This is a genomic window from Azorhizobium sp. AG788, from assembly GCF_943371865.1.
GTDB lineage: Bacteria > Pseudomonadota > Alphaproteobacteria > Rhizobiales > Xanthobacteraceae > Azorhizobium.
Genome location: NZ_CALRWL010000001.1, coordinates 62344 through 87524 on the forward strand (window position 1 = coordinate 62344; position 25181 = coordinate 87524).

Here is a 25181-nt window from a genome sequence, read left to right on the forward strand (position 1 = left end):
TGCAGAGCAAGCCTTGCGCTCCGCAACCGAGAGGCACCGTGGTTCCAAAACTTGGCGCTGTGCGCCACGCCGCGCGATGTTAAAAGGGGAGCGACTTTAATATGGGGCAGGTGGTCGATAACAAATACTATGAAGTCGTTGCTCCGAAGAGTTTTTCCGAGAAAATTCTGATCAAGGCGCGGGATAATATATACGACGATTTCTTGCGCCTCTGTCGTCCCGGTGAGCAGAGCAAAATTCTGGACGTTGGTGTTTCCGACGTCTTGAGCGATGGTGCGAATGTGCTGGAGCGTCGATTTCCGCATCAGCAAAACATCACCGCATGCGGCATCGGCGATGCGAGTGAGTTCCAGCGTGAGTTTCCGCAGATCGCTTATGTCCAGATCGAAGCCGGCCAGCCGCTGCCGTTCGCGGACGGCCAGTTCGACATCGTTGCGGCAAACGCGGTGCTGGAGCATGTGGGCAGCCCCCAGGCTCAGAAGTTTTTCGTGTCCGAACTCAGCCGAGTGGGCAAGGCGGTTTTCATCACAGTGCCGCATCGGTACTTCCCGGTGGAACATCACACCGCCATCCCTTTTCTGCATTGGTGGGATGGGTCGTTCGCCGCGTCCTGCCGCGCCCTTGGCAAGGACAAATGGGCTCAGAGCGAGAACCTGATCCTGATGAACCGTGCCCACCTCGTGAGCGCGCTCGATTCAGGCGCCGATTGGCAGGTGGGGCATACGGGGTTGCGGCTCGGAATTCTGAGTTCCAACCTGTATGCGTTTCGCCCCGTGCGGTCATCGCGTTAGGCTCATCTGCCTGGTCCGCGCCGGACCGGCCGAATGTGGCTTGAACGGGCGGGAGCGTCCTTGGAGCGTTGACTGTGGACCGGCGGGTGCGGACCGGCGAGTGCGTTGGTCGATCCTGCGGCAGGATGCGGAGGCAGGCTGCCGGTGGATCGGGCCAGGCATCCGGTACCAAGGACGCATCTTGATCTTCCGGGGCAGATCTCAGATAGAAACGCTCCGGGCGGGCCGGTGACGCCTTCTTATTGACTTGATTGCGGACGGTCACAAATGAAGCGGCTTGCAGTTTGTACCCTCCTCATCATTTTCGTCATCGGTTGTGGTCTATACAGTATTCATCTCGGGCGAGATTTGTCTTGGGATCTGCAGAATTATCATCTGTATGTCCCGTTCTCGTTTTTGAACAATCGCGCCTTGTATGATGTCGCTCCCGCGCAATTGCAGAGCTTTCTCAATCCCATTTTGGATTTTCCGTTCTACGCGCTGGTGGTGTGCTGCAATGACCAGCCGCGCCTCATCGCCTTCGTCATGGGCGCGGTGCATGCCCTGAACCTGTTGGCGATCACGCTTCTGGCCTGGCATCTGTTCGGACGATCGACGCGGGCGTCGGTCGCAGAGCGTGCGGCATTGACGGCCTTGGCGGTGGTGATCGGGGCCACCGGCGCCGGCTCCGCCCCGCTGATCGGGGCCAATACGGGCGATCTGCCCGCCACGGTTCCGCTGCTGTTCGCGCTGCTGGCATTCGTGGTCGGTGTGGATTGGCCCGACCATCGCCGGGGACAGCTCCTGCTGTTTCTCCTGGCGGGGTTTCTCGCGGGTATCGCCGTCGGCGTCAAAATAACCATGGCGATCTATTGCATCGCCATGGCGGCGGCGGTGGTGGTGCTGCCCCTGCGGGTATGGCCGGGGGCGCTGGGCGCCATGGGCCTCGGCGGCGTGGCCGGCGCGGTGCTCACGGCCGGCTGGTACTGGCTGTACATGTGGCGCACCTTCGCCAATCCGCTCTTCCCGCTCTACAACGGCGTGTTCAAGTCGCCCTGGTGGGAAGCGGTCAATGTCCGCGACGAGCGGTTCCTGCCCCATGGCCCGAGCGATTGGCTGTTGTTCCCGTTCAAATGGGCCGTCAGCCGGTCGCAAGGCGGGCTGGTCGCGGAATATGATTTCAGCGACATCCGCGTGGCGCTGATGCTGACGCTGTTGGTGGTGATCCTGGCGCTCTCTGTATGGCGCCGCGTACGCGCGGGCGCCGGTACGGCGCCGGTGGATCGCAGCAGCGGCGATCCGCGCCGGGGCGCCATGGCGCTGCTGATCATTCTGCCCGTGGCCTATGTGATCTGGCTGGGCATGTTCTCCATCTATCGTTACCTCATTCCGCTGGAATTACTGTCCGGGATTCTGATCATCCTCCTGCTGCGCGAGATGGTTGCGAACCGCATGGTGGTCGCGGCACTGGCGGTGGTTGCGGCGGTGGGATGCGTTGCCTCCACTAAGCCGCTCGATTGGGGGCACAGTGCCTTTGCCGGGGGGCGGTATATCGAAGTGGCGCCCACCACCCTGCCTCCGGATGCGCTGGTGGTGCTGACCTCGACGGAGCCGATCGCGCATATCATCCCGTTCTTCGACAGGGGCGTTCGCTGGGTGAGCGTCTACAGCAACATCCTGCGCCCCTCGCAGACGAACGGCCTGGTGACAAAGGCGCGCCAGCTGATCCAGGCCCACCAGGGGCCGATCTATGCGCTTGAGGCCGGATCGGTGCCCGCGGCCACCACCGATGGCGTGCTCAAGGAGGTCTCGCTCGTGCGATCCGATGGGGCCTGTGTCCCGTTGGCGTCGAACCTCACCGGCGAGACCTACAAGTTCTGCCCCCTCATCCGCGCTCCGTGAGCGCAACGTCCTGATGCGCCTGCGGCTGTGATCCGGGCATGACACCGCGCCCCTGTTGCCGGATGCGGAACACTTCCCCTACTGTCGCCCCCTGGGCGGGAGTGTGGGCATGAGTGCGGCGGTCGAGGCGTTCATCGCGCGGTGGCAGGGGCGCGAGGGCGGGCAGGAGCGGGCCAATTACGCGCTGTTCCTGCCCGAATTGTGCGCGGTGCTGGACCTGCCGCGACCGGACCCGGCCAATGCCTCCACCGAATCCAATGACTATGTGTTCGAGCGGGCGGTGAAGGAGACCGGCCGCGACGGCACCGTCTCGTCCAAGCGCATCGATCTCTACAAGCGCGACTGCTTCATCCTGGAGGCCAAGCAATCGCGCTTTTCCGGCGCCAAGAAATTGGCGGACGCCCCCGCCGACAGCGCCACCAAGACCCGTGGCCGGCGCGGCGCCGACCGGGCCTGGGACGTGCTGATGATGAATGCCCGGCGCCAGGCGGAAGACTATGTGCGGCTGTTGCCCGCCGCCCATGAGCCGCCGCCGTTCGTGCTGGTGTGCGACGTGGGCCACTGCATCGAGGTCTATGCCAATTTCCGCCGCGACGGCAAAGCCTACGACCAGTTCCCGGATCGCAACTCGTTCCGCATCTATCTGGAGGATCTGCGCGATCCTCATGTGCAGGCGCGCCTCAAGGCGATCTGGACCGATCCCATGGCGCTGGACCCCTCCCGCCATGCGGCGCGGGTGACGCGGGCCATCGCCGAGCGTCTCGCCAAGGTCTCGAAAGCCCTGGAGGAGGCCGGCCAGCCCGCCGAGGGCGTGGCCATGTTCCTCATGCGCCTGTTGTTCACCATGTTCGCCGAGGATGTGGAGCTGCTGCCGCAGAACAGCTTCAAGACCCTGCTGCGCGACTGCGAGGCCAAGCCGGCCATCTTCCCCGGCATGCTGGAGGATCTGTGGCGGGCCATGGACGAGGGCGGCTTCACCGCCACGATCCAGCAGAAGGTGCGCCGCTTCAATGGCGAGTTCTTCAAGAACCGCCGTGCCCTGCCGCTGGACAAGGCGGCCATCGGCGAACTGCGGGCGGCGGCGGAGTTCGACTGGCGCGACGTGGAGCCGGCCATTTTCGGCACCCTGCTGGAGCAGGCGCTGGACCCGGTGGAGCGCCGGCGCCTGGGCGCCCATTACACCCCGCGCGCTTATGTGGAGCGGCTCGTGATCGCCACCATTCTCGATCCGCTGCGGGCGGAATGGGCGCAGGTGCTCTCCACCGCCGAGCGGCAGAAGACCGCCGGGCGGGGCAAGGATGCCGCCGCCACCGTGAAGGCCTTCCACGACAAATTGTGCGAGACCCGGGTGCTCGATCCCGCCTGCGGCACCGGCAATTTCCTCTATGTGGCGCTGGAACTGATGAAGCGCCTGGAGGGCGAGGTGCTCGAAGCCCTGGCTGATCTCGGCGGCCAGGAGGCGCTGGTGGGCCTGGAGGGCCACACCGTGGACCCGCACCAGTTCCTTGGGCTGGAGCTGAATCCCCGCGCGGCGGCCATCGCCGAACTGGTGCTGTGGATCGGCCATCTGCAATGGCATGTGCGCACGCGGGGCGGCCAGCCCAGCGAGCCGATCCTGCGCGCGTTCAAGAACATCCAGGCCCGCGACGCGGTGCTGACCTGGGACGGCTACCCGGTGCCCCAGTTCGTGGACGGCGCCGAGGCCTATCCCAACGCGCGGGTGCCGGAATGGCCGAAGGCGGAATTCATCGTCGGCAATCCGCCCTTCATCGGCGGCGCCAATCTGCGCTCGCGGCTGGGGGATGCCAAGGCGCAGGCGCTATGGGCAGCGCATCCGCATATGAATGAGAGCGCGGATTTCGTCATGTACTGGTGGGACCGCGCCGCCGATCTGCTGCTGCGCAAAGGCACAATTCTGCGGCGGTTCGGCTTCGTCACCACCAATTCCATCAGCCAGGTATTCCAGCGCCGGGTGATGGAGCGCTATCTCAATGCCAAGAAGCCGCTGTCCTTGGTGATGGCCATTCCCGACCATCCCTGGACCAAGGCCGCCCGCGACAGCGCGGCGGTGCGCATCGCCATGACCGTGGCCGCCCCCGGCGCCCGCGAGGGCCTGCTGCGGGAGGTGTCGAGCGAGGAGGGCATCGACACCGACGCGCCGGTGATCGGGTTCTCGGAGCGGATGGGCAAGATCCATTCGGACCTGACGGTCGGAGTGGATGTGACCACGGCGGTGCCGTTGCTGGCCAATGAAGGGCTAAGCTCGCCCGGCGTGAAACTGCACGGCGCCGGCTTCATCGTCACGCCGGAGCAGGCTGCCGAACTGGGGCTGGGGCGCCGGCCCGGACTGGAAAACCACATTCGCGCCTATCGCAACGGCCGCGATCTGGCCGCGCGCTCGCGCGGCGTGATGGTCATCGACCTGTTCGGCCTGGAGGCCGACGCCGTCCGCGCGCGCTACCCGGAGGTCTATCAATATCTGCTACGGACGGTGAAGCCAGAGCGGGACGCTAACAACCGGGCGTCTTATCGCGACAATTGGTGGGTATTTGGTGAGCCGAGACGCGAAATGCGTCCGGCGCTGTCTAATCTATCCAGATACGTTGCGACCGTTGAAACGGCGAAGCATCATGTGTTTGAATTTTTGAGCATATCGATTATTCCTGACAACAAAATTATAATATTTTCATCGGATGGCGCCTATTTACTTGGCGTTCTGATGTCGCAAATTCACGGGATTTGGGCTGCACGATCGGGGGGGCTACTTGAAGATCGCCCCGTCTATGTGAAATCCCGTTGCTTCGACCCCTTCCCCTTCCCAGCCGCCACCGAGGCCCAGAAGTCCGTCATCCGCGATCTCGCCGAAGAACTCGACGCTCATCGCAAGCGGGTGCTGGCGGCCCATGACCATCTCACCCTCACCGGCCTCTATAATGTGCTGGAGCGCCTGCGCGCCGGGGCCGCGCCCGCCGATCTCGACCCCAAGGAACGCCGCATCTTCGACGATGGGCTGGTGCTGATCCTGAAGGACCTGCACGACCAGATCGATGCCGCCGTGGCCGACGCCTATGGCTGGCCCGCCGATCTGCCCGAAGAGGAGGTGCTCGCCCGCCTCGTCGCCCTCAACAAGGCGCGGGCGGCGGAGGAAAAGCGCGGCCTGGTGCGCTGGCTGCGGCCGGACTACCAGATCCCCCGCTTCGGCTCCGAAAAGGACAAGGCCAAGCAACTGGAAGCCGATCTCGGCGACGATGCCCCCGAGGCGGCATCCGGTGGGCGCCTGGCCTTCCCCAAGACCGACCGCGAGCAGACCATTGCGGTGATGGGGGTGCTGATGCAGGCGGCCGGTCCCCTGGACGCCGCCGCCATCGCCGCCACCTTCAAGCCCGCCCCCAAGGTGCGCGCCGCGGTGGCCGATGTACTGGCGGCCATGTTCCGCATGGGCCAGGTGGCCTCCACCGACGGCACCGCCTTCGCTTTGCGCCGGGTGGCGTAAGACACGGTGTCCGATTGAGGGGAATTTCGGGGAACTTATGATGGACGGATGGCTGGGGCGCCAGGATTCGAACCTGGGAATGGGGGAATCAAAATCCCCTGCCTTACCACTTGGCTACGCCCCATCGCGTCGGGCGCGGACCATATCCGCACCATTGCGCGCTGTCCAACCGGACGCGAGACCTGTGCACAACTGGCATGCGGCAAGGTCCGCCCAATGCCGTCAACCGGGGCAAAGACCCCCTCAGTTGCCGGTGAAGCGCGGCCCGCGCTTCTCGGAAAAGGCCAGCCGGCCCTCGCGATAATCGGCGCTGGCGTTGGCGAGCGCGGTGAGGCGGCGGGCCTCGGCAAACGCTCCGCCCCCGGCGCCCTCGGCGGCCCGCACCGACACCTTGGCGGCCCGCAAGGTGAGCGGTGCGTTTTCCGCCATGCGCAGGGCGAGGCGCTCCGTGGCCGCATCCACGTCCGCGGCGGAGGTCAGCAGGTCCACCGCTCCCAGGGCAAAGGCGCGCTCCGCGGTCAGGCGTTCGGCGGTGAACAGCATCAGCCGCGCCGCCTGGGCGCCGAACCCGCGGACCAGCCGCGCCACGCCGCGCGGATCATAGCCGAGGCCGAGGCGTGCGGCCGGTACGGCGAAGAATGCATCGTCCGCCATCACCCGCAGATCGCAGCACGCGGTGAGCGCGGCGCCCGCACCCACGCAAGCGCCATGGATCAGCGCCAGGGTCGGGTAGGGCAGGGCCTGGATGGCGGAACAGGCCGCCTCCACCAGTTCGTCATAGGATTGCGCGCCGGAGGCATCCGCCCGTGCTGCGTCGAAATCGGAAATGTCGGCACCGCCGGAAAAGGCCAGCGTGCCTTCGCCGCGGATGATCACCACCCGGATATCGCTCAGCCCGGCCGCATCAGCCGCAAACGCCGCCAGCGCCCGCCACATGGCGGTGGAGATGGCGTTGCGCCGCTCCGGATTGGACAGCACCAGCCGCGCAATGCCGCCGTCGATCGAGATAAAGACATTGCTGGAGGTCATGTGGTCCCCGCCGAGCCGCCGCGTTCCATATGCCTGGAAAGCCGCCCCGTGCCTATTCATTCCTGCGCATGGGATGCGGGAGATGAGTAGGGCGCGGCGGTCGATCCCGGCGCGAAGTCGAATGCCTCCTGCACCTCGCAGGCGGGCTTCATCTCTCAAGGATAGACGTCGGAAGGCCCGCACTGAACGGATAAAGTCGGGACGGCGCCCGAAAAGGGCACCGTCCCGCCTCAACGGGCGCCGGTCAGGGCTTGGCACCCGAAGCTATGAAGCGCGGTCCCGCGCTGGAAAACACGTGTTCCGATGCCAAGCTATACAACTTGTATACGCATTAGCTGCAAGGGAAATTTTTGCACTCTCGTTCGAAAAACCGCGTCAGAGCGGGAGAATCTTAGAATTGAGACAAAAATAGGTTGTTTGTAACGCCTACAAGATAACCGAGCCGTACGAGGATACTACCTGTTTTTTTGATGGCTTTTGCATTGTGTTTCAGTCCCGCCGAAACAGCAGGTTTGCCGCAAAGCCGACCAGCAGGGCGCCGCAGGCCACCGCCAGGCCATAAAGCAGCCCGTCACGCTCCGCAAACTCCGCAAGGCTGGCTTCGAACCCGGCCTTCTGGATGGTGAAGGTGGTGTGGGCCTGCGCCTGCATCGCCCCGTCGCGGAACAACTTCGCCGAGACCTCGTAACGGCCGGGGCGGGCCCGGCCGGGCAGCGCGAAGGTGGCGCGGAAGGCGGTGTCCGAGAGGAAGCGCACCCCCTCCGGCTGCTCCTCATAGAGCCCTTCGCTGGCCTTGATGCGCAGGAAGGCGGCGCGAAAGGAATCGTCGGGGACCACATCGGCGAAATCCGGTCCCACCCGCTGAATAAGGATGTTGCGCGCCAGCCCGATTTGCTCCCGCCGCAGAATCTCCGCCGATGCAATGGCTGTTGCGGGGCGATTTGTCGCGACCACAAGGTAGGAGGGGGTATCCAAGAAGGTCCGGCTGTCGGTGTTCAGCCAGATCCCGAGAATATGGGATTTGCGCCAGGTGACCGCGGTCTCCTGCGGTCCGCGAACCGTGATGGCCACATCATAGGGACCGGAACTGGTCCCCTCCGCGACCCCGAACAGCACCAGTTCCGCGCCCGTGAAATTGGAGGTGATGCGGACATCGGGCTGCGAGGCCGAAATCACCAGTCGCTCGGCCGCCGCAGGAGCCGCACCAAAGAGCAGGGCCAGGACCAGGAGGATGCCATGGACGGTTCGCCCCGCGCGGGTCATCGGCGTTGCTCCGCCGGCCGTTGCAAGCCGCGCTGCTCCTGCACGGTGACGGCATAGATGTCGTCCGGGGTACGGGTGAGATCATAGCCCACCCGCAGGCCGACGCTGAGCACCAGGAGCCCCAGCAGTAGCCGCAGATGCTCGGCTTTCATCCCCTGGCCGGCACGGGCACCGAATTGGGCCCCCATGGTGCCGCCGACCATCAGGATCAGCGCCAGCACCGCATCCACGGTTCCGTTCACGGTGGCTTGCAGCACTGTGGCCACGCTCATGGTGACCAAGGTCAGCACCAGCGCGGTGCCGATGGCGGTCTGCGTGGGCACGCGCAGCAGATAGATGAGGGCGGGCACCAGAATGAAGCCGCCGCCCACCCCCAGCAAGGCGCCGATGAAACCGACCACGAAGCCGAGCCCCACCACCGGCAGCACCGATACGAAGATGCGCGAGCGCCGGAATCGTATTTTGAATGGCAGGCGCAGGAAACGCGCGCGGGTTCCTGGCCGGCGCACGGTTGCCGCCTGACCGGTGCGGATCCGAGCCATGGCGCGAATGCTCTCGCTCAGCATCAGGACGCCCAGGGTGCTGAGCAGGGTCACGTAGGACACGCCGATCACCAGATCCACCTGGCCGATGGCCCGCAGCAAAGTGAAGGTCGCAACCCCAGCGCCTGTGCCCACCAGGCCGCCCGCCAGCAGCACCGCGGACAAGGACAGGTCCACCATGCCCTTGCGCAGATAGGACAAGGCCCCTGAAAAGGATGACGCGGCCATGTGGGTGGAAACGCTGGCCACGGCCACCGCCGGCGGCACGCCGATGAAGATCAACAGCGGCGTCATCAGGAACCCGCCGCCGACCCCGAACATGCCGGAGACGAACCCAACCGCGATGCCCATGGCGAACAGAGCGAAGATCGCCACCGGCAGTTCCGCGATGGGCAGATAGATGGTCACGGGTGCGCCGCTCCCTCTTGTGGGGAGGCGGCAGGCCCGGTGGGCCGCTGGGCGGCGAGGGCGACGAGCAGATCGCCCATGGCGCCGGTCAGCCGCTGCTCGAAAGCCGGCCTGCCATGACGCGGTCCCCGTGGAATATGGACGAACACTGCCGGCACCGGCGTCGGGTCCATGGCCAGGGTCCGCAGCACCTGGAAATACAGCGCATTGCACAAATAGCGCCCGGCATCGCGTGACAAGGCCGCCGGCACCCGGTGCAGCGCGGCCCGCAGGCGCGGAGCGTTGGCGCTGGTTCGGAAGATGTGCGGGTCACCCGTCACGATGGCTCGTCCCGTCGGGTGGCGGCGGCGCGCATCCGGTGCGTCGGCGGCGGTGTTCACGGATCGGACCTCCACGCACACCTTTCGCCGTCGTCCGGCGACACCGAGCATGAGGATGGCCGAGGGGTGGAGACGCGTGATCAAGGCCGGTGCCTGCGCGACCGCCTGCCAAGTGGTGGGCAGAATTTCGACGCAGAGCCTGACATCGGCCAAGGCCGGCCGCCGCATCCGACCCAGCCGCCGGGCCAGGCCGGCGGAGGGGTTCGCGGGCATGCCGGGGAAAGGGCCGAAACCCAATACCAGCAGCGGACCGCGCGGGCTCATGGGCACACTCGCATGCGTGGGGCGGATGGGATGACGGCCTTGAACATCACAAGCCCAGCATCGCGGCAATCTCATTGGCCGCAAGGGTGGGGGCGAGTGTTCCCGCAGCGACCCGGGATTCCAGGTCCGGGAGCCGGGCGCGGATGTGCGGATCGGTCCGCACCTTCTGTCCCACCCGTTCGTTCAGCAGCGTCCACATCCAGCGCACCTGCTGGGCGCGGCGGGTGGCCGCGAAGGCGCCGGCCGCCTCCGCCTTCTGGCGATGCAGCACCACCTGCGCCCACACCTCGGCAATGCCGGCTTCCGTCATGGCCGAATAGGTCAGCACCGGCGGCGACCAGAACGGCTGGCGCGGCCCCAGCAGATGCAACGCGGCGCGATACTCGCCGGCGGCGATCCGGGCGCGGGCGACATTGTCGCCGTCGGATTTGTTGACGGCAACGATGTCCGCCAGTTCCAGGACACCTTTCTTGATGCCTTGGAGTTCATCTCCCGCGCCGGGCAGCATCAGAACCAGGAAGGTGTCGGTGAGGTCGGCCACGGCGGTTTCCGATTGCCCCACGCCCACGGTTTCCACCAGCACCACGTCGAAGCCGGCAGCCTCGCACAGCAGCATGGTCTCGCGGGTCTTGGCCGCGGTCCCCCCCAATGTGCCGCCCGAAGGCGACGGGCGGATGAAGGCGTTGGGGTCCACGGCCAATCGCGCCATGCGCGTCTTGTCGCCCAGGATCGAGCCGCCGGTACGGGTGGAGGACGGGTCCACCGCCAACACCGCCACTTTATGTCCCTGCGCGGTGAGATAGCTGCCCAGGGCATCGATGGTGGTGGATTTTCCCACCCCCGGCACGCCGGTGATGCCGACCCGAAACGCGCCGCCCGTTCGCGGCAAAAGGCTCTGAAGGACCGCTTCGGCCCGGGTGCGATGGTCGGGGCGGCGGGATTCGATCAGCGTGATGGCCCGCGCCAAAGCGGCGCGCTCCCCCTTTGCCACCTGAGCGGCGAGGGCCGCATCGGCGTCGGCGAGCGGGGGACGATCCGTGCCGGTGGGCGGCCGCGGCGAGGTCATGGGCGCCACATCATGGGGTGGTGTTCCGTCCGAGGGAATCACGGGTGCGGTGTATTCCAGGGTGCCCGTGTGCCGCGGCCATGGGAACCCCCTCGGCCCTGGTCCGTTGTTCTTCTGAAACAGCCTGACACAGGAGCATGGCGCATGAATTGGGATCGCATCGAAGGCAATTGGAAGCAGCTTACCGGCAATGTGAAGGCTCAGTGGGGCAAGCTGACGGACGACGATCTGGTGGAAATCAAGGGAAACCGAGAGGTTCTGGAAGGCAAACTCCAGGAGCGCTACGGCATCGCCAAGGATGAGGTGAAGCGCCAGGTGGATACCTGGAGCACCGATCTCGGCTGAACCGGCGCTTTCAGCATCTCATCACCTGCGGCCCCGCATCCCCCTGCGGGGCCTTTTTCATGTCGGTCGACGGGACAGAGCGGCGGTCAGGGCTCGGCGATTATGCCGTCGGCGTCCAGTCCGGCGAGGGCATCTCGTGCGCGGATGCCGCTGATGGTGATATCCGGGGCGATATCCAGGAGCGGCACCAAGGCGAAGGCCCGCTGCAGCAGGCGAGGATGGGGAAGCTGAAGATCCGGCTCATCGACACAGGTATCCCCAAAGGCGAGGATATCGATGTCGATGCGGCGGGGGCCGAAGCGTTCCTCTTGTGCGCGGTCGCGCCCCAACTCGCGCTCCACATCCAGGGCCAGAGCCAAGAGGTCGCGGGCGGAGCCGGGACTGTCCACGGCGATCACCTGATTTAGATAGGCCGGTTGGTCCACCGGACCCCAGGGGGGCGTGCGGTAGAGCCGGGAGCGCGCGAGAAGCATTTGCTCGCTTTGGGTCAGCCGCGCGACGGCGCGGTCGAGGGTCGCGCGCACATCCCCCACATTGCCGCCGAGGCAGAGATAAGCGGTGGTCATCCCGCCGCCAGGATCGCTTGGGTGACGCGGGTGGCCTGCACATGGGCCGCCACGTCATGGACGCGGATGATCTCCACACCGGCCAGAATGCCGATCACGTTGGAGGCAATGGTGCCGGGCAGCCGCTCCGTCGGCAGAGTTTCGATGACCTTTCCGATCAGCGATTTGCGCGATGTGCCCAGAAGCAAGGGCAGGCCGAACTGGCGCAACTCGCCGATCCGCGCGATGGCCGCGAGATTCTGCTCGAAGGTCTTGCCGAAGCCGATGCCGGGATCGAGCACCAGGCGGTCGAGGGGGATCCCAGCGCGGGTGGCGGTTTCCAGCGCGCGCTCGAAGAAGCCGGACATCTCCGCGATGATGTCGAGCGACGGATCGATGGTCTCGCGATTGTGCATGAGCACGGCCGCGGCGCGGCTGTCCGAAACCACCGACGCCATGTCCGGGTCGCGGGAGAAGCCCCAGATATCGTTCACGATCGCCACCCCCGCCGACAGCGCGCGCCGGGCGACCTGCGCCTTGTAGGTATCGATGGAGATGGGCACGCCCAGTTCCTCCACCAGCCCGGCCAGGATCGGCTCCAGGCGCGCCCATTCTTCGTCCGCGCTGATGGGGGTGTGGCCGGGCCGGGTGGATTCACCGCCGATGTCGAGAATGTCCGCCCCTTCCGCCACCAAGCGCTGGGCATTGGCGCGGGCATCCTGCGGCGCGGCGCTTACGCCCCCGTCGGAAAACGAGTCCGGCGTGACATTGACGATGCCCATGATGAGCGTGCGCGTGCCCAGGGGCATGAGCCGGCCGCGCGCGTCCAACGTGCGGGCGGGATGGTTTGCGATCATTGGCGCGTTGGCCTCTCTGGTTGGAGCCGCCGGATGTGGCCTTTCACCGCCGGTGACCTCCCGCACTCCAGGGGATCGATGCCGCCAACCGCCAGAAAGCGCAAGTCGCAGGCTGGGGATTGGCAACTGCCATCCGTCCTGGCGACGTGACAGGCATCGTCCGGGGTGCGGATGGCGCCCGCGATGCCAGGTCCTGTGGCTCGATCACAGGACCTGGCGCAAGCCGGGGATGGCGATCACGATCCCGTCCACCGTTGCCGGGCCGGCTTCCTGGCGGGCGAAGTCCAGCACGTCGCGCACCGTGGCCTGGACCTGGGTCATGGTGAGGCCGAGGGCCATCATCCGATCGGCGACCCGCATGAGGCGGGCGACGCCGCCGAAGTGGCGCGTCCCCTCCGGGACGGGCGGGTTGTCCGCTCGGGCGCCCATGAGATCGCGGGCGCCGGGCATGTGGGCCAAGAGGCGCGCCAGCAGGTCCGGCGGCGCCTCCTGTTCCAGGAATGTCAGCACGATGACGAGCGCACCGCGCGCTTGCGGTTCACTGAGGCCGATGCGGTCCATCAGCCGGGCGACGAGTGCGTCCATGACAGTCTCCCTGGCCTGCGGCCAGCCTGATTGCAGCGCGCGTGCGCCACCCCGCGTCCCGGGGCGGGGCCGGAGTCGGCCCTTGCCCCATGATGCACGATCAGGCGAAAAGGATGATCCCTTGACGACAGCCCGGAGAGACAGGCCATGACAACACCGGAACAGACGGGAACGGTGTTTGTCGGACACAGTGGCCCTGTCGGCGCTGGCAAGGACGAGTGTCTGGCCTTGCGCCTCGCCAATCGGCACGGCCTCATCACTGGCGCCACCGGCACCGGCAAGACGGTGACGCTTCAGGTGCTGGCGGAGGGCCTGTCCCGCGCTGGCGTTCCGGTGTTCGCGGCCGACGTGAAGGGGGATCTGGCCGGCATCGCCATGCAGGGCGAGCCCAAGGACTTCTTGCTGAAGCGGGCGGCCGAGGTGGGCATCACCTACCAGCCGGACAGCTTCCCGGTGATCTTCTGGGATCTGTTCGGCGAAAAGGGCCACCCGGTGCGGGCGACGGTGTCCGAGATGGGGCCGCTGCTGCTGGCGCGGCTGATGGATCTCAACGCCGTTCAGGAAGGCGTGCTGAACATCGCGTTCCGCATTGCCGACGAGCAGGGCCTGCTATTGCTGGACCTGAAGGATTTGCGCGCCACCTTGGCCTTCGTGGCGGAGAATGCCAGCAAGCTCACCACCCAATATGGCAATGTCTCCTCCGCCACGGTGGGAGCCATCCAGCGTCAGTTGCTGGTGCTGGAAAACCAGGGCGCGGAGAAGTTTTTCGGCGAGCCGGCGCTCCAGATTGCGGACCTGATGCGGGTGGATCGCTCCGGCTACGGCACCATCTCCGTGCTGGCGGCGGACAGCCTGATGGCCAGCCCACGCCTCTACGCCACGTTTCTGCTGTGGCTGTTGTCGGAGCTGTTCGAGCAACTGCCCGAGGTGGGGGATCTGGACAAGCCCAAGCTGGTGTTCTTCTTCGACGAGGCGCACCTGCTGTTCGATGCCGCCCCTAAAGCCCTGCTGGAAAAGGTGGAACAGGTGGTCCGGCTGATCCGCTCCAAGGGCGTGGGAGTCTACTTCGTCACCCAGAACCCGCTGGATGTCCCGGATCGGGTGCTCTCACAATTGGGCAATCGGGTGCAGCACGCGCTGCGCGCCTTTACGCCGCGCGACCAGAAGGCGGTCCGCGCCGCGGCCGAGACCTTTCGCCCCAATCCAAACCTGGATACGGCGCGGGTGATCAGCGAAATGGGCAAGGGCGAGGCTCTGGTGTCGCTGCTGGAAGGCGCGGGCACGCCCTCCATGGTGGAGCGGACCTTGATCGCGCCGCCGGTAGCTCGGGTCGGCCCGATCACGCCCGCCGAGCGCGCGCAGGTCATGGCGCAGAGTCCGGTGAGTCGGGTCTATGACGAAACTCAGGACCGGGAGTCGGCTTTCGAGCGGCTGCAACGGCGCACGGCGTCCCCGACGGCGGAAACCTCGGCGCCGAAAGGCCCCTGGGGTGGTCGCTCGCAGGCACCGGAGGAGGTGCCGGAACGCCCGCCGTCCACGCCCCGTGTGCCGCGCACCGGCGGGACCACGCGCATGTCCACAACGGAGGTCGTGGTGCGACAGGTTGCCCGATCCCTGGCGTCCCAAGTGGGCACACAACTCGGAAAAGCCATATTGCGCGGTATCCTGGGCAGCATTAGTCGCTGACGGTTCCGGGGGGCCGTCAGTCCTTTGCGGTTGATTGGTCGATCAAGCCCCGGTATGATTTTCCGCGAGTCGGACGTGATTGCGGGGTTGCGTTCGGCTGGAGCTGCTCAACTCAGCGTCGGCCCGAGATGGCTGGCGAGTTCCTCTCAGGAGCGCCCCATGAAGGTGTTACCCACAGCCCGCATTCTCATAATCGATTCCGATCCCGAGCGTCGCGAGATGACGCGCGTCGGCCTCACGGCCCTCGGTGTCGGTTCCGTCACCGAACTCTCCTCCGTCAGCGACCTGGAGCCGGGCGCCCGCGGCTATGACGTGCTCGTCATGCAGGCCAATGATGCCGAGCAGGTTCCTGAAAATCCATTTCGCGAAGCTGCCGATGCCATCCCGGCGGTGCTGGTGGTGGACGGTGCGCCGAATCTTCTGGCCCGTGTGGCTGGTCGCGCCGGCTATGAGGCTGCCGTCGGCATGCCGCTGCTACCTCGGCTGCTCTATCGTCGCATCGGATCGGTGCTGCAACGCTCCCGCCGCCTGAACAAGCCGGCCGTAGCCGCGCGCGCTGCCGATGCCGCCGCGCAGGGCGCTGTCGCCAACTGAGCGTCAGACATTTTTTGAAAGGGCCGCATGCCAACGGGCGTGTGGCCCTTTTTGCGTCTGACGGCATGATGCGCTTCAGCGGACCCGGGGCGTCGGCCATGCTCTTTGTTGAGACGGTCGCGTGCGGTGAACGCCTTCCCTTGCGACCGGCGCCCTTGCCGAAGGGTGTTCCCAGCGCTTGGCTTGCCGTCCTTGCCTGTGGCGGCGTCGCGGCCCAGCATGCGAGGCGAGTCGCCAAGGAGCGCACCGGGCATCGCGCCCGGCATAGTCTGGAGAGCAAGAGATGGCTTCGTTGGATGATGTGCTGGGACAGGTGGACGCGCAGCTGGATGCGTCCTTGGACCGCCTCTGTGATTTCCTGCGTATTCCCAGCATTTCCACCGATCCCGCCTATGCGGCGGACTGTCGGCGCGCGGCCGAGTTCGCCGCTGCCACACTGACGGACTTGGGTCTCTCCTCCCAGGTGCGCGACACCACCGGCCATCCGGTGGTGGTGGGGCGCACGGACACCGGCGCCGCCCGGCGGGTGTTGTTCTATGGCCATTATGACGTGCAGCCCGTCGATCCGCTGAACCTGTGGGACAGCCCGCCGTTCGAGCCCCGCATCGCCACCGGCAGCGATGGCAAGCGGCGCATCTTCGCCCGTGGGGCGTGCGACGACAAAGGCCAAGTGTTCACCTTCCTGGAAGCGTTGCGCGCGCTCAAAGCGGTCACCGGAAAGCTCCCGGTAGATGTGACCGTGCTCCTGGAAGGGGAGGAGGAATGCGGCTCTCCCAGCCTGCCGGCGTTCCTGAGCGCCAATGCCGGCGAACTGGCCGCCGATGTGGCCCTGGTGTGCGATACCGGCATGTGGGATCCCCAGACCCCATCCATCACCACCTCACTTCGCGGCATCCTCCACACCGAGGTGACCATTACGGGTGCCGACCGCGACCTGCATTCGGGCCTGTTCGGCGGCGCGGCGCGCAATCCGATCCATGTGCTCGCGCGCATTCTGGCGGCGGTGCATGACGATACCGGCCGCGTCACCATTCCCGGCTTCTACGATGATGTGCGCGAGATGCCGGAGGAGGTGCGTGCCGCCTGGAAGGCGTTGGACCTGAGCGCCGATGCGTTCCTCAAGCCCGTGGGCCTGTCGGTGGCGGCGGGGGAAGCTGACCGCATGCTGATCGAGCAGATCCAGTCGCGCCCGACCTTCGAGGTCAATGGCATCTATGGCGGCTATACCGGGCAGGGCAGCAAGACCATCATTCCCGCCACCGCCAGCGCCAAGATTTCCGTTCGCCTGGTGGCCGATCAGGATCCTGAGAAGATCGCGGCGGCGTTGAGGGCCTTCGTCACGGCGCGTTTGCCGGCGGACTGTTCCGCGCACTTCGCCAAGAGCGAAGGCAGCCGGGCCTTCCTGGTGCCGCCGGACAGCCCGGACCTGGCCAAGGCCGAGGCAGCGCTGACGGCGGAATGGGGCAAGGCCCCCGTCGCCATCGGCTCGGGCGGTTCCATCCCCATCGTCGGCCAGTTCAAGGCGGTGCTGGGCATGGACACGCTGCTGATCGGCTTCGGTCTGGATGACGACCGGGTGCATTCGCCCAATGAAAAGTATGACGTGACGTGTTTTCACAAAGGCACGCGCAGCTGGGTCCGCATCCTTGATGCGCTGGCCTGACGCGGCAATGGCGCCAGTGGTGCTATCTTAGGGCGGGAGACGCCCTAAGGGCATTCTTCCTAATGTTACGCAGCCGTGTCACTGAATGCGGCTGCGCCTGGGGGAAAGCCATCCGTGAAGCATTTGAGTACTGACGGATTGATGGATGCGTGGCGGTTCGACGGCAAGGGGGCCGCTGTCCGCCTCCCGCCGGAGGAGGCCCGCACCGCATGCGCCGGCGAGGGAGGGTTCATCTGGCTGCACTTCCGTCGACTCCCCAATAGGTCGGACACGTGGCTTCATAGCGAAAGTGGTATCGATAGCCACGTGCTTGAGCAGCTTATGGAAACCCATTCGCGACCGCGCTGCGAGGTCATGGAAGAGGGCGCCCTGCTGATCATGCGCGCGGTGAACCTGCTACCCAATGCGCTGCCCGAGGAAATGGTCTCGCTGACGCTGTGGGTGGACGCCGAGCGGGTGATTTCGGTTCAGTATCAGCCAATCTCCGCTTTGGCGGATTACATCGACTCGCTCGGCCGGCGCCGCTGCGCCCGGACCCAGGGGGAGATGGTCTCGGATGTGGCCACACGGTTTGTGGAGCGTCTGGACCTCGTGGTCACCACCCTGATGGAAGAAGCCGACGAACTGGAGGACGATGCCCAGCGCCTTCCGCCCGGAGATGTCCTGCCCCGTGTGCTGATCCTGCGCCGCATGGCCATGAAGCTGAGGCGGAACATCTCCCCCCAGCGGGAGGCGCTCAACCATTTTTCGCTGGAGGACGATCCGTGGATCGGCCCGAAGGACCGCAACCGGCTGCGGGATGCGGCGGATCGCGTCTCGCGCTTCTCCGAGGAGCTGGACACCGTGCGTGAGCGCTCCATCCTCATCCGCGAGCAGATCGTGGACCGGCGGGCGGAGCAGATGAACCAGTCCATGCTGGTGCTGGCCGCAGTGACCGTCGTGTTCGCTCCGTTGACGCTGATTTCCGGCATGCTGGGGATGAATGTGGGCGGCATCCCAGGCAACACCGACCCCGCGGCTTTTTGGGTCATCACCATCATGTTCATCTGCATCGGGCTGGGATTGGTGCGGCTGTTCAAGCGCCTGAAGTGGTTCTGACGCATCGGCACTGCCGCTGCCGAAAGTCGCATCCAGCCTCCGCTACCGCAGTCTCTCCTTGCGTCATCCCCTTGTCGCAGGCCTGTCTCCTCCCTGACATCTGAAACCGCAAGAAGAGCCCACCCATCCTGGAAGGGCATCCTCATGCACAAGCTTTCGATTTATTCCGCATTGCTGTTAGCCGGCACCGCGTTCGGTGCACTTCAGGTGCGGGCGCAAGAGACTGTGCCGGCCTATACGGCAACCCTTGAGGGGCAGGTCGTTCTGCCCGCCGCCACGTTCGTGGCGCCGCCCGCCGACGCGCCGACGGACCTGAAGGTCTCGGCGAAGTTCACCAGCCCGGACCGCACCCGCAACGACAAGCCCGGCTCCGAGCCCGGCGCCAGCGTTCTCTCGGCCAAGGAAGCGCCGCGCACCACCGGTATTTCCCTGCCGTTCGAAGGTCAGGCGGTGCAGGGCTTCTCCGGCATCGTCAACGAAGGCAATGGCACGTTCCTGGTGATCACCGACAATGGTTTCGGCAGCAAGGCGAACTCGCCCGACGCCATGCTGATGGTCCATCGCCTCGCCATGGACTTCAAGGCCGGCAAGATCGAGCGCCGCGAGACCATCTTCCTCAGCGATCCGGACAAGAAGGTGCCGTTCCCCATCGTGCTGGAAGGTACGCCCAAGCGCTACCTCACCGGCTCCGACTTCGACATCGAGTCGATCCAGAAGGTGGGCGACAGCTTGTGGTTCGGCGAGGAGTTCGGACCGTTCCTGGTGGAGACGGATCTGGCCGGCAAGGTGAAGGGCGTCCACCAGACCAAGGCCGACGGCAAGGTGATCCGCTCACCCGACCATCCGGCCATCACCACGCCGGCCAATCCCTCGCGCAAGGTGGCGTTCGAGGCCGGCCGCTCGAAGGGCTACGAGGGCATGGCGCTCTCTGCTGACAAGACCAAGCTCTACGCGCTGCTGGAAGGCCCGCTTCTGGACCCCGCGACCGGGCAGAAGGAGATGGACAACGGCGTTGAAGTGCTGCGGGTGCTGGAATTCGACCTGGCGAAAAAGGACTGGACCGGCCGCTTCTGGAAATATCCGCTGGCCCAGGCCGGGAACTCCATCGGCGATTTCAACATGGTCGATGCCACCACCGGATTGATCATCGAGCGGGATGATTTCGAGGGCGGTCGCGCGTCGGCATGCCCTGAGGGCAAAGTGGAAGCGACCTGCTTTGATCGCCCGTCGAAGTTCAAGCGGGTCTACAAGGTGGAGTTCACGCCCGAGACCGCCGGCAAGCAGATGCGCAAGGTCGGCTATATCGACCTGCTGGCCATCAAGGATCCGAACGGCAAGGCCCAGCAGGGCGGCAAGGACGGCATGCTGGATTTCCCGTTCTTCACCATTGAGAACGTGGTGATGGTGGATGACCGGCACATCGTCGTCGGCAACGACAACAACCTGCCTTACTCCGCCGGCCGCTCGCCGCAGAAGGCGGACGACAATGAGTTCGTGCTGCTGGAAGTGACGGACTTCCTTAAAGCCAAGTGAGGGTCTGACGCAGGCTGACACGCCCGGCTCGCTGCAAGGCGGCCGGGCGATCGCTGCCATTATGCCTTGGACCAACGCCGTGCGGCCCCTGGGGCTGCGCGGCGTTTTTTGTGGCTGGGGCGTCACGACTTTCTCCCGTGCCGCCTGTATGGCCTCCGGGGGCCACGCGCCACACGTCATCATGTTGGGGGCTTCGGCGAGGCGACAAAAAAAGAGCCGAGTGCTGCCACCCGGCTCTTCGTCAAACGCTATTCCGGAACGACGGCTCTCCCGCCGCGCGGGCTACTTTCCGCCCGCGAACACGCTTGGGAAGTGGCGGCCGCGCACGTCATAGACCTTGGCGTAGGTCACGCCTTCGCGCTCCACGCGGCCAATGATCGGGGCCTGGACATTCGCGCAATAGAACTCGCCGAGCATGAGGGCGAAGTCCGCGCCCACGGTGTCATAGGTGGTCTCGAAGCGCGGTCCCAACTCCACCGCAGCGGCATGGTGCGGTCCGCAAACCGCCACACGATACTTGCGGCCCTGGGGCAGGGACAGGCGGTGGATGTCCACATACTCGTCCAGCTGGGCCGCGGCCTGCTTGAAGGCCAGACCCCAATAGTCCAGCATGAAGTTCTCATCCGCCCCGCGGACACCGCCCACCAGATGGTTGTAATAGGTGTACTGGTAGGGGTGCAGGGTGGCGAATTCCTTCACCGGCATGACGAAGCCAACGATGAGCGCCGCCACAGCTGCGCCGCGCGCCACAAGAGGGGTGTGTGCCAGGCGCTGATAGATCCAGGCCGCCGCCATGCCACCAAGCAGGGCGAGCGCCGGGGTGACGAACACGAAGTGACGAATGCCGTTGTACATCACCGGGCGCATGATCACGGTGACCAGGATCGGAACGGTGGCTGCCGCCAGCACCAGCACCAGCCGCGCCCGCCGCGACGGTACATCGCTCCCGAACAGGGCCGCAACCACCGCACCGGCCGCACCCGCCACGCTCAGGCCGAGGAACAGTTCCGGCATCTGGATGGCGAAAAGGGTCGGCACATAGGTGCGGGGCATGTCCGGCACCATGACGGGGCGACCGTCGAACATCTCGCTCCACGGCACTTCCCAGAAGTGCGAATAATAGTTCAAGGCCCGCACCGGGTTGAGCGGCTCCATCACCGCCCAGGGCCAGATGGCGCCGATCACGAAATAGGCCAGCGGCATGCCGAGCATCAGCAGCACCACAAAGCGGGTCATGCGCTTGAGGGCGGGCGCAAGGCCATCGTGCCGCGCTTCGGTGGCCAGCAGGAAGACAGCCGCGGCCATGCAGTAGCTGCCGGCGAGCACGCCGAGAATGCGGGTTCCCAGGGTCAGGCCAAGGCACAAACCAAACCAGGCAACGGTCTTGGGGGAGGGGGAGGGATATTCATCGAAGGCGCGGATCAGGCTGTAGATCAGGGCGGCCATGGCCACGGCGAAGGGCGCATCCTTCGCGTTCATGAACATATGCCCGTAATACAGCGGGCAGATCGCCAGCAGCGCCATGGCGGCGAGGCCGCCCACCGGCCCGGAGAGGCGGCGCCCCGTGCGCCAGACTATGGCCAGCCCGACGATGCCGAAGGCGGCGCCCAGCAGGCGGCGGATGTCGAACACGTCCGCCGGCAGCATCTTGGCGATGGCCGCGGCCATCATGTCGAAGCCGCCGCCATAGTAATACAAATTGACGAACGAAAACACGCGCTGGTCGGTGAAGTCCGACTTGAAATATTTCAGCAGCAGGTTTCCGTATTGGGAATGAGTGAAGTCATCCCATCCCAGTCCGTAATCCTTGAAGGTCAGGACAGCCACGAGGCTGATGACGGCCAGGAACAGCAGCGCAACCGTATCGACTACGGTGTGAGGGGGGTGACGGTCAGGAACAGCTTTGCGCATGGAGACGAAATCCAACTCGAACGAGACGCATGAGCCCGGATAAACATGTCCGCCACGCGGCATTCAGAGGCCGCCTGTCGTTCACATAAACGTGAGATAAGATTGATTCCATAGGGGCGATGCGAAATGCAAGAAAATTATGCATTGCAGCGCGGTAGCGGGTCTCGAATGCTTTTTCAGCAAGCAGAATTTACCATGCCGCATACTCCTTGTGCGGAGCTTGCACTATAGTTAACACCGCCTAAGCTGGAGCTTCCGCAAGAAATTCTGCTTTCCTAAACGAAAAAAGGCCGAAACAGCATAAGCTGCTCCGGCCTTAAAATCTATGGCTTGCGATGAAATTAGGCGGCTTTGCTGTACAGCTCGGCCACATATTCCCAGTTCACGAGGTGCTCCACAAACGCCTTCAGATAGTCGGGGCGGCGATTGCGATAGTCGATGTAGTAGGAGTGCTCCCACACATCCACGCCGAGCAGGGGCGTTCCGCCATGAACCAGCGGGTTTTCGCCGTTCGGGGTCTTGGTCACCACCAGCTTGCCGTCCTGAAGGGTGAGCCAAGCCCAGCCGGAGCCGAACTGGCCGACGCCCGCGGCGACGAAGTCTTCCTTGAATTTCTCGACCGAGCCGAAATCCTCGACGAGCTTCTTTTCCAGCTCACCGGGAACAGCCCCGCCGCCATTGGGCTTGAGCCAATGCCAGAAGTGCAGGTGGTTGAAATGCTGGCCAGCATTGTTGAACAGGCCCGCATTCTTGCCATACGACCCCTTGACGATCTCCTCGAGGGATTTTCCTTCGAATTCGGTTCCCTTTAGGAGATTGTTGCCATTATTGACATAAGCAAGGTGATGCTTGTCGTGGTGGTACTCAAGGGTTTCACGCGACATATAGGGCGCGAGGGCGTCGTAGGAATAAGGCAGGTCGGGCAGCGTGAAGGACATGTGGCGTCTCCGCGTTCGATCCGGCTGGGAGTTCGGTGAAGCGCGAGCGACCCTGAGGGCCGCCGGGCAGCCCGAACTGCGACCTAGATAGGGCGGGAGGAGAAGTCGGACAACTGAGTCTTGCCTGATTTCTTTGGACATGCGGCATTAAGGTTTCCCGGCCCGTGGCTGAGGAACCGGGCGTGGAGTGCGAATATGTGGCGGTTTCTGGTTGCTCTTGGCGGTTTCACGCTGGTGATCGGTCTTTTGACCATCGTCTTTGGCAGCGTCATTTTCGTTTCGACGATCGGCAATGCGCTGATTGGGACGGGGGCGATCGGCTTTACCGGCGGCGCCCTCATCATCGCAGTGGCCTTCGTCCTGCGCGAGGTGGAGCAGTTGCGCCTGCTGGTGCAGGCGGGCGGCGCATCCATCGCGCGGGCCGAGCCGTCGGCGATGTCTGATGTTTCCGACGCTGCGATGCTGGCGGTATCGCAAGCGGTCGCGCCGGAGCCCTTCTTCACGGAGCGTCCCCCGGTGGCAGCAGAGCCTGCGCCGCCCGAGCCCGCGCGGGAGCCCGCGGTGCCGCCTGCGCCTGCGCCGACGCCCGTGGATGTCCCCGCGCCGCGCCCGCGCAGCCTGTCCTTCGGCGATCGCCTTCGTGCGCAAGGAACAGTCTTGGCCACGTCCCCAGTGCCGCCTCCGGCACCTTCCGCACCGCGCGTCGAGGACGACGTGCCGGTGGTTGAGCGCCGTGGTCGCATCCTGCCGCGCGCAGGGGAGGGAGAGGCATCTCCGCCGGTGCCGCGCCCCCGCTCGCTTCTGGATCGGATGTCGTTGGGGCGGCCCGCCGCCGAACGCCCAGCGCCCCCGCCCGCTCCGGAGCGGAGTACGCCGGATCTCCCCGCCGCCGAGCCGCCGGCCCCAGAGCCCTACGCGCCTGAGCCCGCGCCGGTCGAGGCGTCCGCGCCCGCTTATAGCGAGCCCGAGCAGCCCGCGCAGCGCCCTTATGGCGCACCGCCGCCGCGGCTGGCCCCTGAGCCCACGGTGCTGAAATCCGGCATCGTCGGCGGCATGGCCTATACGCTTTATTCCGACGGCTCGATTCAGGCGGAATTGCCCGATGGGGTGGTGCGCTTCGCATCGCTGATGGAATTGCGCGAGCACGTGTCCCGCGCCAATCCTCCGGCCTGAGTCCGCTCAAACGCGAACGGGGTCGCCAAGGCGACCCCGTTTTTGCATGTGCGCTTTTGTCCCGTCCGCGCCCCGCTGCGGGGCCCGCCGGCCCGAAGCGGTGTCAGTCGCGAAAGACGACGGTCTTGTGGCCGTTCAGGATCACCCGATCCTGGAGATGCCAGGCCAGCGCCCGGGCCAGCACCCGGCGCTCGATGTCGCGGCCCTTGCGGACCAGATCGTCCGGGCTGTCCTGGTGGCTGATGCGCTCCACATCCTGCTCGATGATCGGGCCTTCATCCAGGTCGGACGTTACGTAATGGGCGGTGGCGCCCATCAGTTTCACGCCGCGCACATGGGCCTGGTGATAGGGCTTGGCACCCTTGAAGCCGGGCAGGAACGAGTGGTGGATGTTGATGCAGCGGCCGGATAGCTTGGCCGTGAGCCCATCCGACAGCACCTGCATGTAGCGCGCCAGCACCGCCACTTCCGCGCCGGAGGCCTGGAAGATGCGCCACACCTCCGCCTCCTGCTCCATCTTGCTGTCCTTGGTGACCGGCAAATGATGGAAGGGGATGCCGTCGAAATCCAGATGGGCATAAGTCGACAGCGGATGGTTGGAGACGATGCCGACGATCTCCATGGGGATCTCGCCGATGCGCCAGCGATAGAGCAGGTCCGCCAGGCAATGGTCGAACTTGGAGGCCAGCAGCAGCACCCGGCGCTTCTCGGCCTTGTCGCGCAAGGTCCAGGTGAGGCCGAATGCTTGCGCGACCGCGCCGAAGGCGGCGCGGATCTCCGCCTCGCGGGCGTCACCCTCCACCACGTTGAACACCACGCGCATGAAAAAGCGGCCGCTCTCCGTATCGTCGAACTGCTGCGCCTCCAGGATGTTGCAGCCCTTCTCGAACAGGAAGGTGGAGACCCCGGCGACGATGCCGGGGCGATTGGGGCAGGAGAGGGTGAGGATGAATTGCTGGGTGGGCGTGGTCATGGGTGTGGGTCCGCTATGAGATGCGCCGCTGCATGCCCGCGCTGCCGTGGCCGCGCGGTAGATGCAAGCGATCCGCGATGAAGACAAGGGAGGCGAGCGTGCCCGCGCCCGCAGGGGGCGGATACGGCACGGCTCGCGCTTGTTGATCTACGCCGCGCGCGCC

21 protein-coding genes and 1 tRNA gene are annotated in these 25181 nt (G+C 65.5%); 10 read left to right on the forward strand and 12 right to left on the reverse strand.

Annotated features, from left to right (window positions below):
• Nucleotides 1–101: 101 nt before the first annotated feature.
• From AAG816_RS00265 to AAG816_RS00275, 3 genes are all read left to right on the forward strand, one after another.
• Nucleotides 102–791: a class I SAM-dependent methyltransferase gene (locus AAG816_RS00265; protein ID WP_341987270.1), complete on the forward strand. Its 690-nt coding sequence runs from the start codon at nucleotides 102–104 to the stop codon at nucleotides 789–791.
• A gap of 411 nt (nucleotides 792–1202) precedes the next feature.
• A complete protein-coding gene (locus tag AAG816_RS00270; protein ID WP_341987271.1) occupies nucleotides 1203–2672 on the forward strand; it encodes a hypothetical protein in 1470 nt (489 codons plus the stop codon).
• A gap of 109 nt (nucleotides 2673–2781) precedes the next feature.
• Nucleotides 2782–6165, forward strand: a complete 3384-nt coding sequence (locus AAG816_RS00275; protein WP_341987272.1) for a DNA methyltransferase — start codon at nucleotides 2782–2784, stop codon at nucleotides 6163–6165.
• 49 nt (nucleotides 6166–6214) lie between these two features.
• Here the strand turns inward: AAG816_RS00275 and AAG816_RS00280 are convergent.
• From AAG816_RS00280 to meaB, 6 genes are all read right to left on the reverse strand, one after another.
• A tRNA-Gln gene (locus AAG816_RS00280) sits at nucleotides 6215–6289 on the reverse strand.
• A gap of 119 nt (nucleotides 6290–6408) precedes the next feature.
• Nucleotides 6409–7194, reverse strand: coding sequence for an enoyl-CoA hydratase-related protein (locus AAG816_RS00285; protein WP_341987274.1), 786 nt, complete (start codon nucleotides 7192–7194; stop codon nucleotides 6409–6411).
• A 489-nt stretch (nucleotides 7195–7683) separates the two neighbouring features.
• Complete coding sequence (locus tag AAG816_RS00290; protein ID WP_341987275.1) at nucleotides 7684–8457, reverse strand: TIGR02186 family protein; 774 nt, start codon at nucleotides 8455–8457, stop codon at nucleotides 7684–7686.
• Entirely contained in the window at nucleotides 8454–9407 is a 954-nt protein-coding gene (locus AAG816_RS00295; RefSeq protein WP_341987276.1) for a sulfite exporter TauE/SafE family protein, read from the reverse strand. Before AAG816_RS00295 ends, AAG816_RS00290 begins: the two co-directional genes overlap by 4 nt.
• Nucleotides 9404–10051 (reverse strand): peptidase C15, encoded by a 648-nt coding sequence (locus tag AAG816_RS00300; protein ID WP_341987278.1) that lies wholly within the window; start codon nucleotides 10049–10051, stop codon nucleotides 9404–9406. Before AAG816_RS00300 ends, AAG816_RS00295 begins: the two co-directional genes overlap by 4 nt.
• Nucleotides 10052–10097: 46 nt before the next feature.
• Nucleotides 10098–11117, reverse strand: a complete 1020-nt coding sequence (gene meaB, locus AAG816_RS00305) for a methylmalonyl Co-A mutase-associated GTPase MeaB (RefSeq protein WP_341987280.1) — start codon at nucleotides 11115–11117, stop codon at nucleotides 10098–10100.
• A 144-nt stretch (nucleotides 11118–11261) separates the two neighbouring features.
• Here meaB and AAG816_RS00310 point away from each other — a divergent pair, with 144 nt between their 5' ends.
• Nucleotides 11262–11462, forward strand: coding sequence for a CsbD family protein (locus AAG816_RS00310; RefSeq protein WP_341987282.1), 201 nt, complete (start codon nucleotides 11262–11264; stop codon nucleotides 11460–11462).
• An 86-nt stretch (nucleotides 11463–11548) separates the two neighbouring features.
• On the opposite strand, the gene folK is transcribed toward AAG816_RS00310, so the two are convergent.
• From folK to AAG816_RS00325, 3 genes are all read right to left on the reverse strand, one after another.
• Entirely contained in the window at nucleotides 11549–12028 is a 480-nt protein-coding gene (folK, locus tag AAG816_RS00315; RefSeq protein ID WP_341987284.1) for a 2-amino-4-hydroxy-6-hydroxymethyldihydropteridine diphosphokinase, read from the reverse strand.
• Nucleotides 12025–12816 (reverse strand): dihydropteroate synthase, encoded by a 792-nt coding sequence (folP, locus tag AAG816_RS00320; protein ID WP_341987286.1) that lies wholly within the window; start codon nucleotides 12814–12816, stop codon nucleotides 12025–12027. Before folP ends, folK begins: the two co-directional genes overlap by 4 nt.
• 252 nt (nucleotides 12817–13068) lie before the next feature.
• Complete coding sequence (locus AAG816_RS00325; protein ID WP_341987288.1) at nucleotides 13069–13449, reverse strand: hypothetical protein; 381 nt, start codon at nucleotides 13447–13449, stop codon at nucleotides 13069–13071.
• A gap of 147 nt (nucleotides 13450–13596) precedes the next feature.
• Here AAG816_RS00325 and AAG816_RS00330 point away from each other — a divergent pair, with 147 nt between their 5' ends.
• From AAG816_RS00330 to AAG816_RS00350, 5 genes are all read left to right on the forward strand, one after another.
• Nucleotides 13597–15135 carry a helicase HerA-like domain-containing protein gene (locus AAG816_RS00330; RefSeq protein ID WP_341987290.1) on the forward strand — a complete coding sequence of 513 codons (1539 nt, stop codon included), beginning with the start codon at nucleotides 13597–13599 and terminating at the stop codon, nucleotides 15133–15135.
• 159 nt (nucleotides 15136–15294) lie between these two features.
• On the forward strand, nucleotides 15295–15729 hold the full coding sequence (locus AAG816_RS00335) for a hypothetical protein (RefSeq protein ID WP_341987292.1): 435 nt from the start codon (nucleotides 15295–15297) through the stop codon (nucleotides 15727–15729).
• A 283-nt stretch (nucleotides 15730–16012) separates the two neighbouring features.
• A complete protein-coding gene (locus tag AAG816_RS00340) occupies nucleotides 16013–17392 on the forward strand; it encodes a dipeptidase (RefSeq protein WP_341987293.1) in 1380 nt (459 codons plus the stop codon).
• Between the two features lie 141 nt (nucleotides 17393–17533).
• Nucleotides 17534–18490 (forward strand): zinc transporter ZntB, encoded by a 957-nt coding sequence (locus AAG816_RS00345; RefSeq protein ID WP_341987548.1) that lies wholly within the window; start codon nucleotides 17534–17536, stop codon nucleotides 18488–18490.
• 144 nt (nucleotides 18491–18634) lie between these two features.
• A complete protein-coding gene (locus AAG816_RS00350) occupies nucleotides 18635–20023 on the forward strand; it encodes an esterase-like activity of phytase family protein (protein WP_341987294.1) in 1389 nt (462 codons plus the stop codon).
• Between the two features lie 282 nt (nucleotides 20024–20305).
• Here the strand turns inward: AAG816_RS00350 and AAG816_RS00355 are convergent, their stop codons facing one another.
• Nucleotides 20306–21934: a glycosyltransferase family 39 protein gene (locus AAG816_RS00355; RefSeq protein WP_341987295.1), complete on the reverse strand. Its 1629-nt coding sequence runs from the start codon at nucleotides 21932–21934 to the stop codon at nucleotides 20306–20308.
• Between the two features lie 341 nt (nucleotides 21935–22275).
• Nucleotides 22276–22872, reverse strand: a complete 597-nt coding sequence (locus tag AAG816_RS00360) for a superoxide dismutase (protein WP_341987296.1) — start codon at nucleotides 22870–22872, stop codon at nucleotides 22276–22278.
• 195 nt (nucleotides 22873–23067) lie between these two features.
• On the opposite strand from AAG816_RS00360, the gene AAG816_RS00365 reads away from it, so the two are divergent.
• Nucleotides 23068–24045 (forward strand): hypothetical protein, encoded by a 978-nt coding sequence (locus AAG816_RS00365; protein ID WP_341987298.1) that lies wholly within the window; start codon nucleotides 23068–23070, stop codon nucleotides 24043–24045.
• Nucleotides 24046–24148: 103 nt separating this feature from the next.
• Here the strand turns inward: AAG816_RS00365 and purU are convergent, their stop codons facing one another.
• A complete protein-coding gene (purU, locus tag AAG816_RS00370; protein WP_341987299.1) occupies nucleotides 24149–25018 on the reverse strand; it encodes a formyltetrahydrofolate deformylase in 870 nt (289 codons plus the stop codon).
• Nucleotides 25019–25181: the final 163 nt, after the last annotated feature.

What these genes read in the sequence shown, in the direction of transcription:
- folP (WP_341987286.1), bottom strand. Translation starts at nt 12,816, where the DNA reads ATGCCCCTGGGCACGCGCACGCTCATCATGGGCATCGTCAATGTCACG.
- AAG816_RS00285 (WP_341987274.1), bottom strand. Translation starts at nt 7,194, where the DNA reads ATGACCTCCAGCAATGTCTTTATCTCGATCGACGGCGGCATTGCGCGG.
- AAG816_RS00365 (WP_341987298.1), top strand. Translation starts at nt 23,068, where the DNA reads ATGTGGCGGTTTCTGGTTGCTCTTGGCGGTTTCACGCTGGTGATCGGT.
- AAG816_RS00275 (WP_341987272.1), top strand. Translation starts at nt 2,782, where the DNA reads ATGAGTGCGGCGGTCGAGGCGTTCATCGCGCGGTGGCAGGGGCGCGAG.
- AAG816_RS00330 (WP_341987290.1), top strand. Translation starts at nt 13,597, where the DNA reads ATGACAACACCGGAACAGACGGGAACGGTGTTTGTCGGACACAGTGGC.
- AAG816_RS00350 (WP_341987294.1), top strand. Translation starts at nt 18,635, where the DNA reads ATGCACAAGCTTTCGATTTATTCCGCATTGCTGTTAGCCGGCACCGCG.
- AAG816_RS00310 (WP_341987282.1), top strand. Translation starts at nt 11,262, where the DNA reads ATGAATTGGGATCGCATCGAAGGCAATTGGAAGCAGCTTACCGGCAAT.
- folK (WP_341987284.1), bottom strand. Translation starts at nt 12,028, where the DNA reads ATGACCACCGCTTATCTCTGCCTCGGCGGCAATGTGGGGGATGTGCGC.
- AAG816_RS00355 (WP_341987295.1), bottom strand. Translation starts at nt 21,934, where the DNA reads ATGCGCAAAGCTGTTCCTGACCGTCACCCCCCTCACACCGTAGTCGAT.
- purU (WP_341987299.1), bottom strand. Translation starts at nt 25,018, where the DNA reads ATGACCACGCCCACCCAGCAATTCATCCTCACCCTCTCCTGCCCCAAT.
- AAG816_RS00265 (WP_341987270.1), top strand. Translation starts at nt 102, where the DNA reads ATGGGGCAGGTGGTCGATAACAAATACTATGAAGTCGTTGCTCCGAAG.
- AAG816_RS00335 (WP_341987292.1), top strand. Translation starts at nt 15,295, where the DNA reads ATGAAGGTGTTACCCACAGCCCGCATTCTCATAATCGATTCCGATCCC.
- AAG816_RS00340 (WP_341987293.1), top strand. Translation starts at nt 16,013, where the DNA reads ATGGCTTCGTTGGATGATGTGCTGGGACAGGTGGACGCGCAGCTGGAT.
- AAG816_RS00290 (WP_341987275.1), bottom strand. Translation starts at nt 8,457, where the DNA reads ATGACCCGCGCGGGGCGAACCGTCCATGGCATCCTCCTGGTCCTGGCC.
- AAG816_RS00300 (WP_341987278.1), bottom strand. Translation starts at nt 10,051, where the DNA reads ATGAGCCCGCGCGGTCCGCTGCTGGTATTGGGTTTCGGCCCTTTCCCC.
- AAG816_RS00345 (WP_341987548.1), top strand. Translation starts at nt 17,534, where the DNA reads ATGGATGCGTGGCGGTTCGACGGCAAGGGGGCCGCTGTCCGCCTCCCG.
- AAG816_RS00360 (WP_341987296.1), bottom strand. Translation starts at nt 22,872, where the DNA reads ATGTCCTTCACGCTGCCCGACCTGCCTTATTCCTACGACGCCCTCGCG.
- meaB (WP_341987280.1), bottom strand. Translation starts at nt 11,117, where the DNA reads ATGACCTCGCCGCGGCCGCCCACCGGCACGGATCGTCCCCCGCTCGCC.
- AAG816_RS00325 (WP_341987288.1), bottom strand. Translation starts at nt 13,449, where the DNA reads ATGGACGCACTCGTCGCCCGGCTGATGGACCGCATCGGCCTCAGTGAA.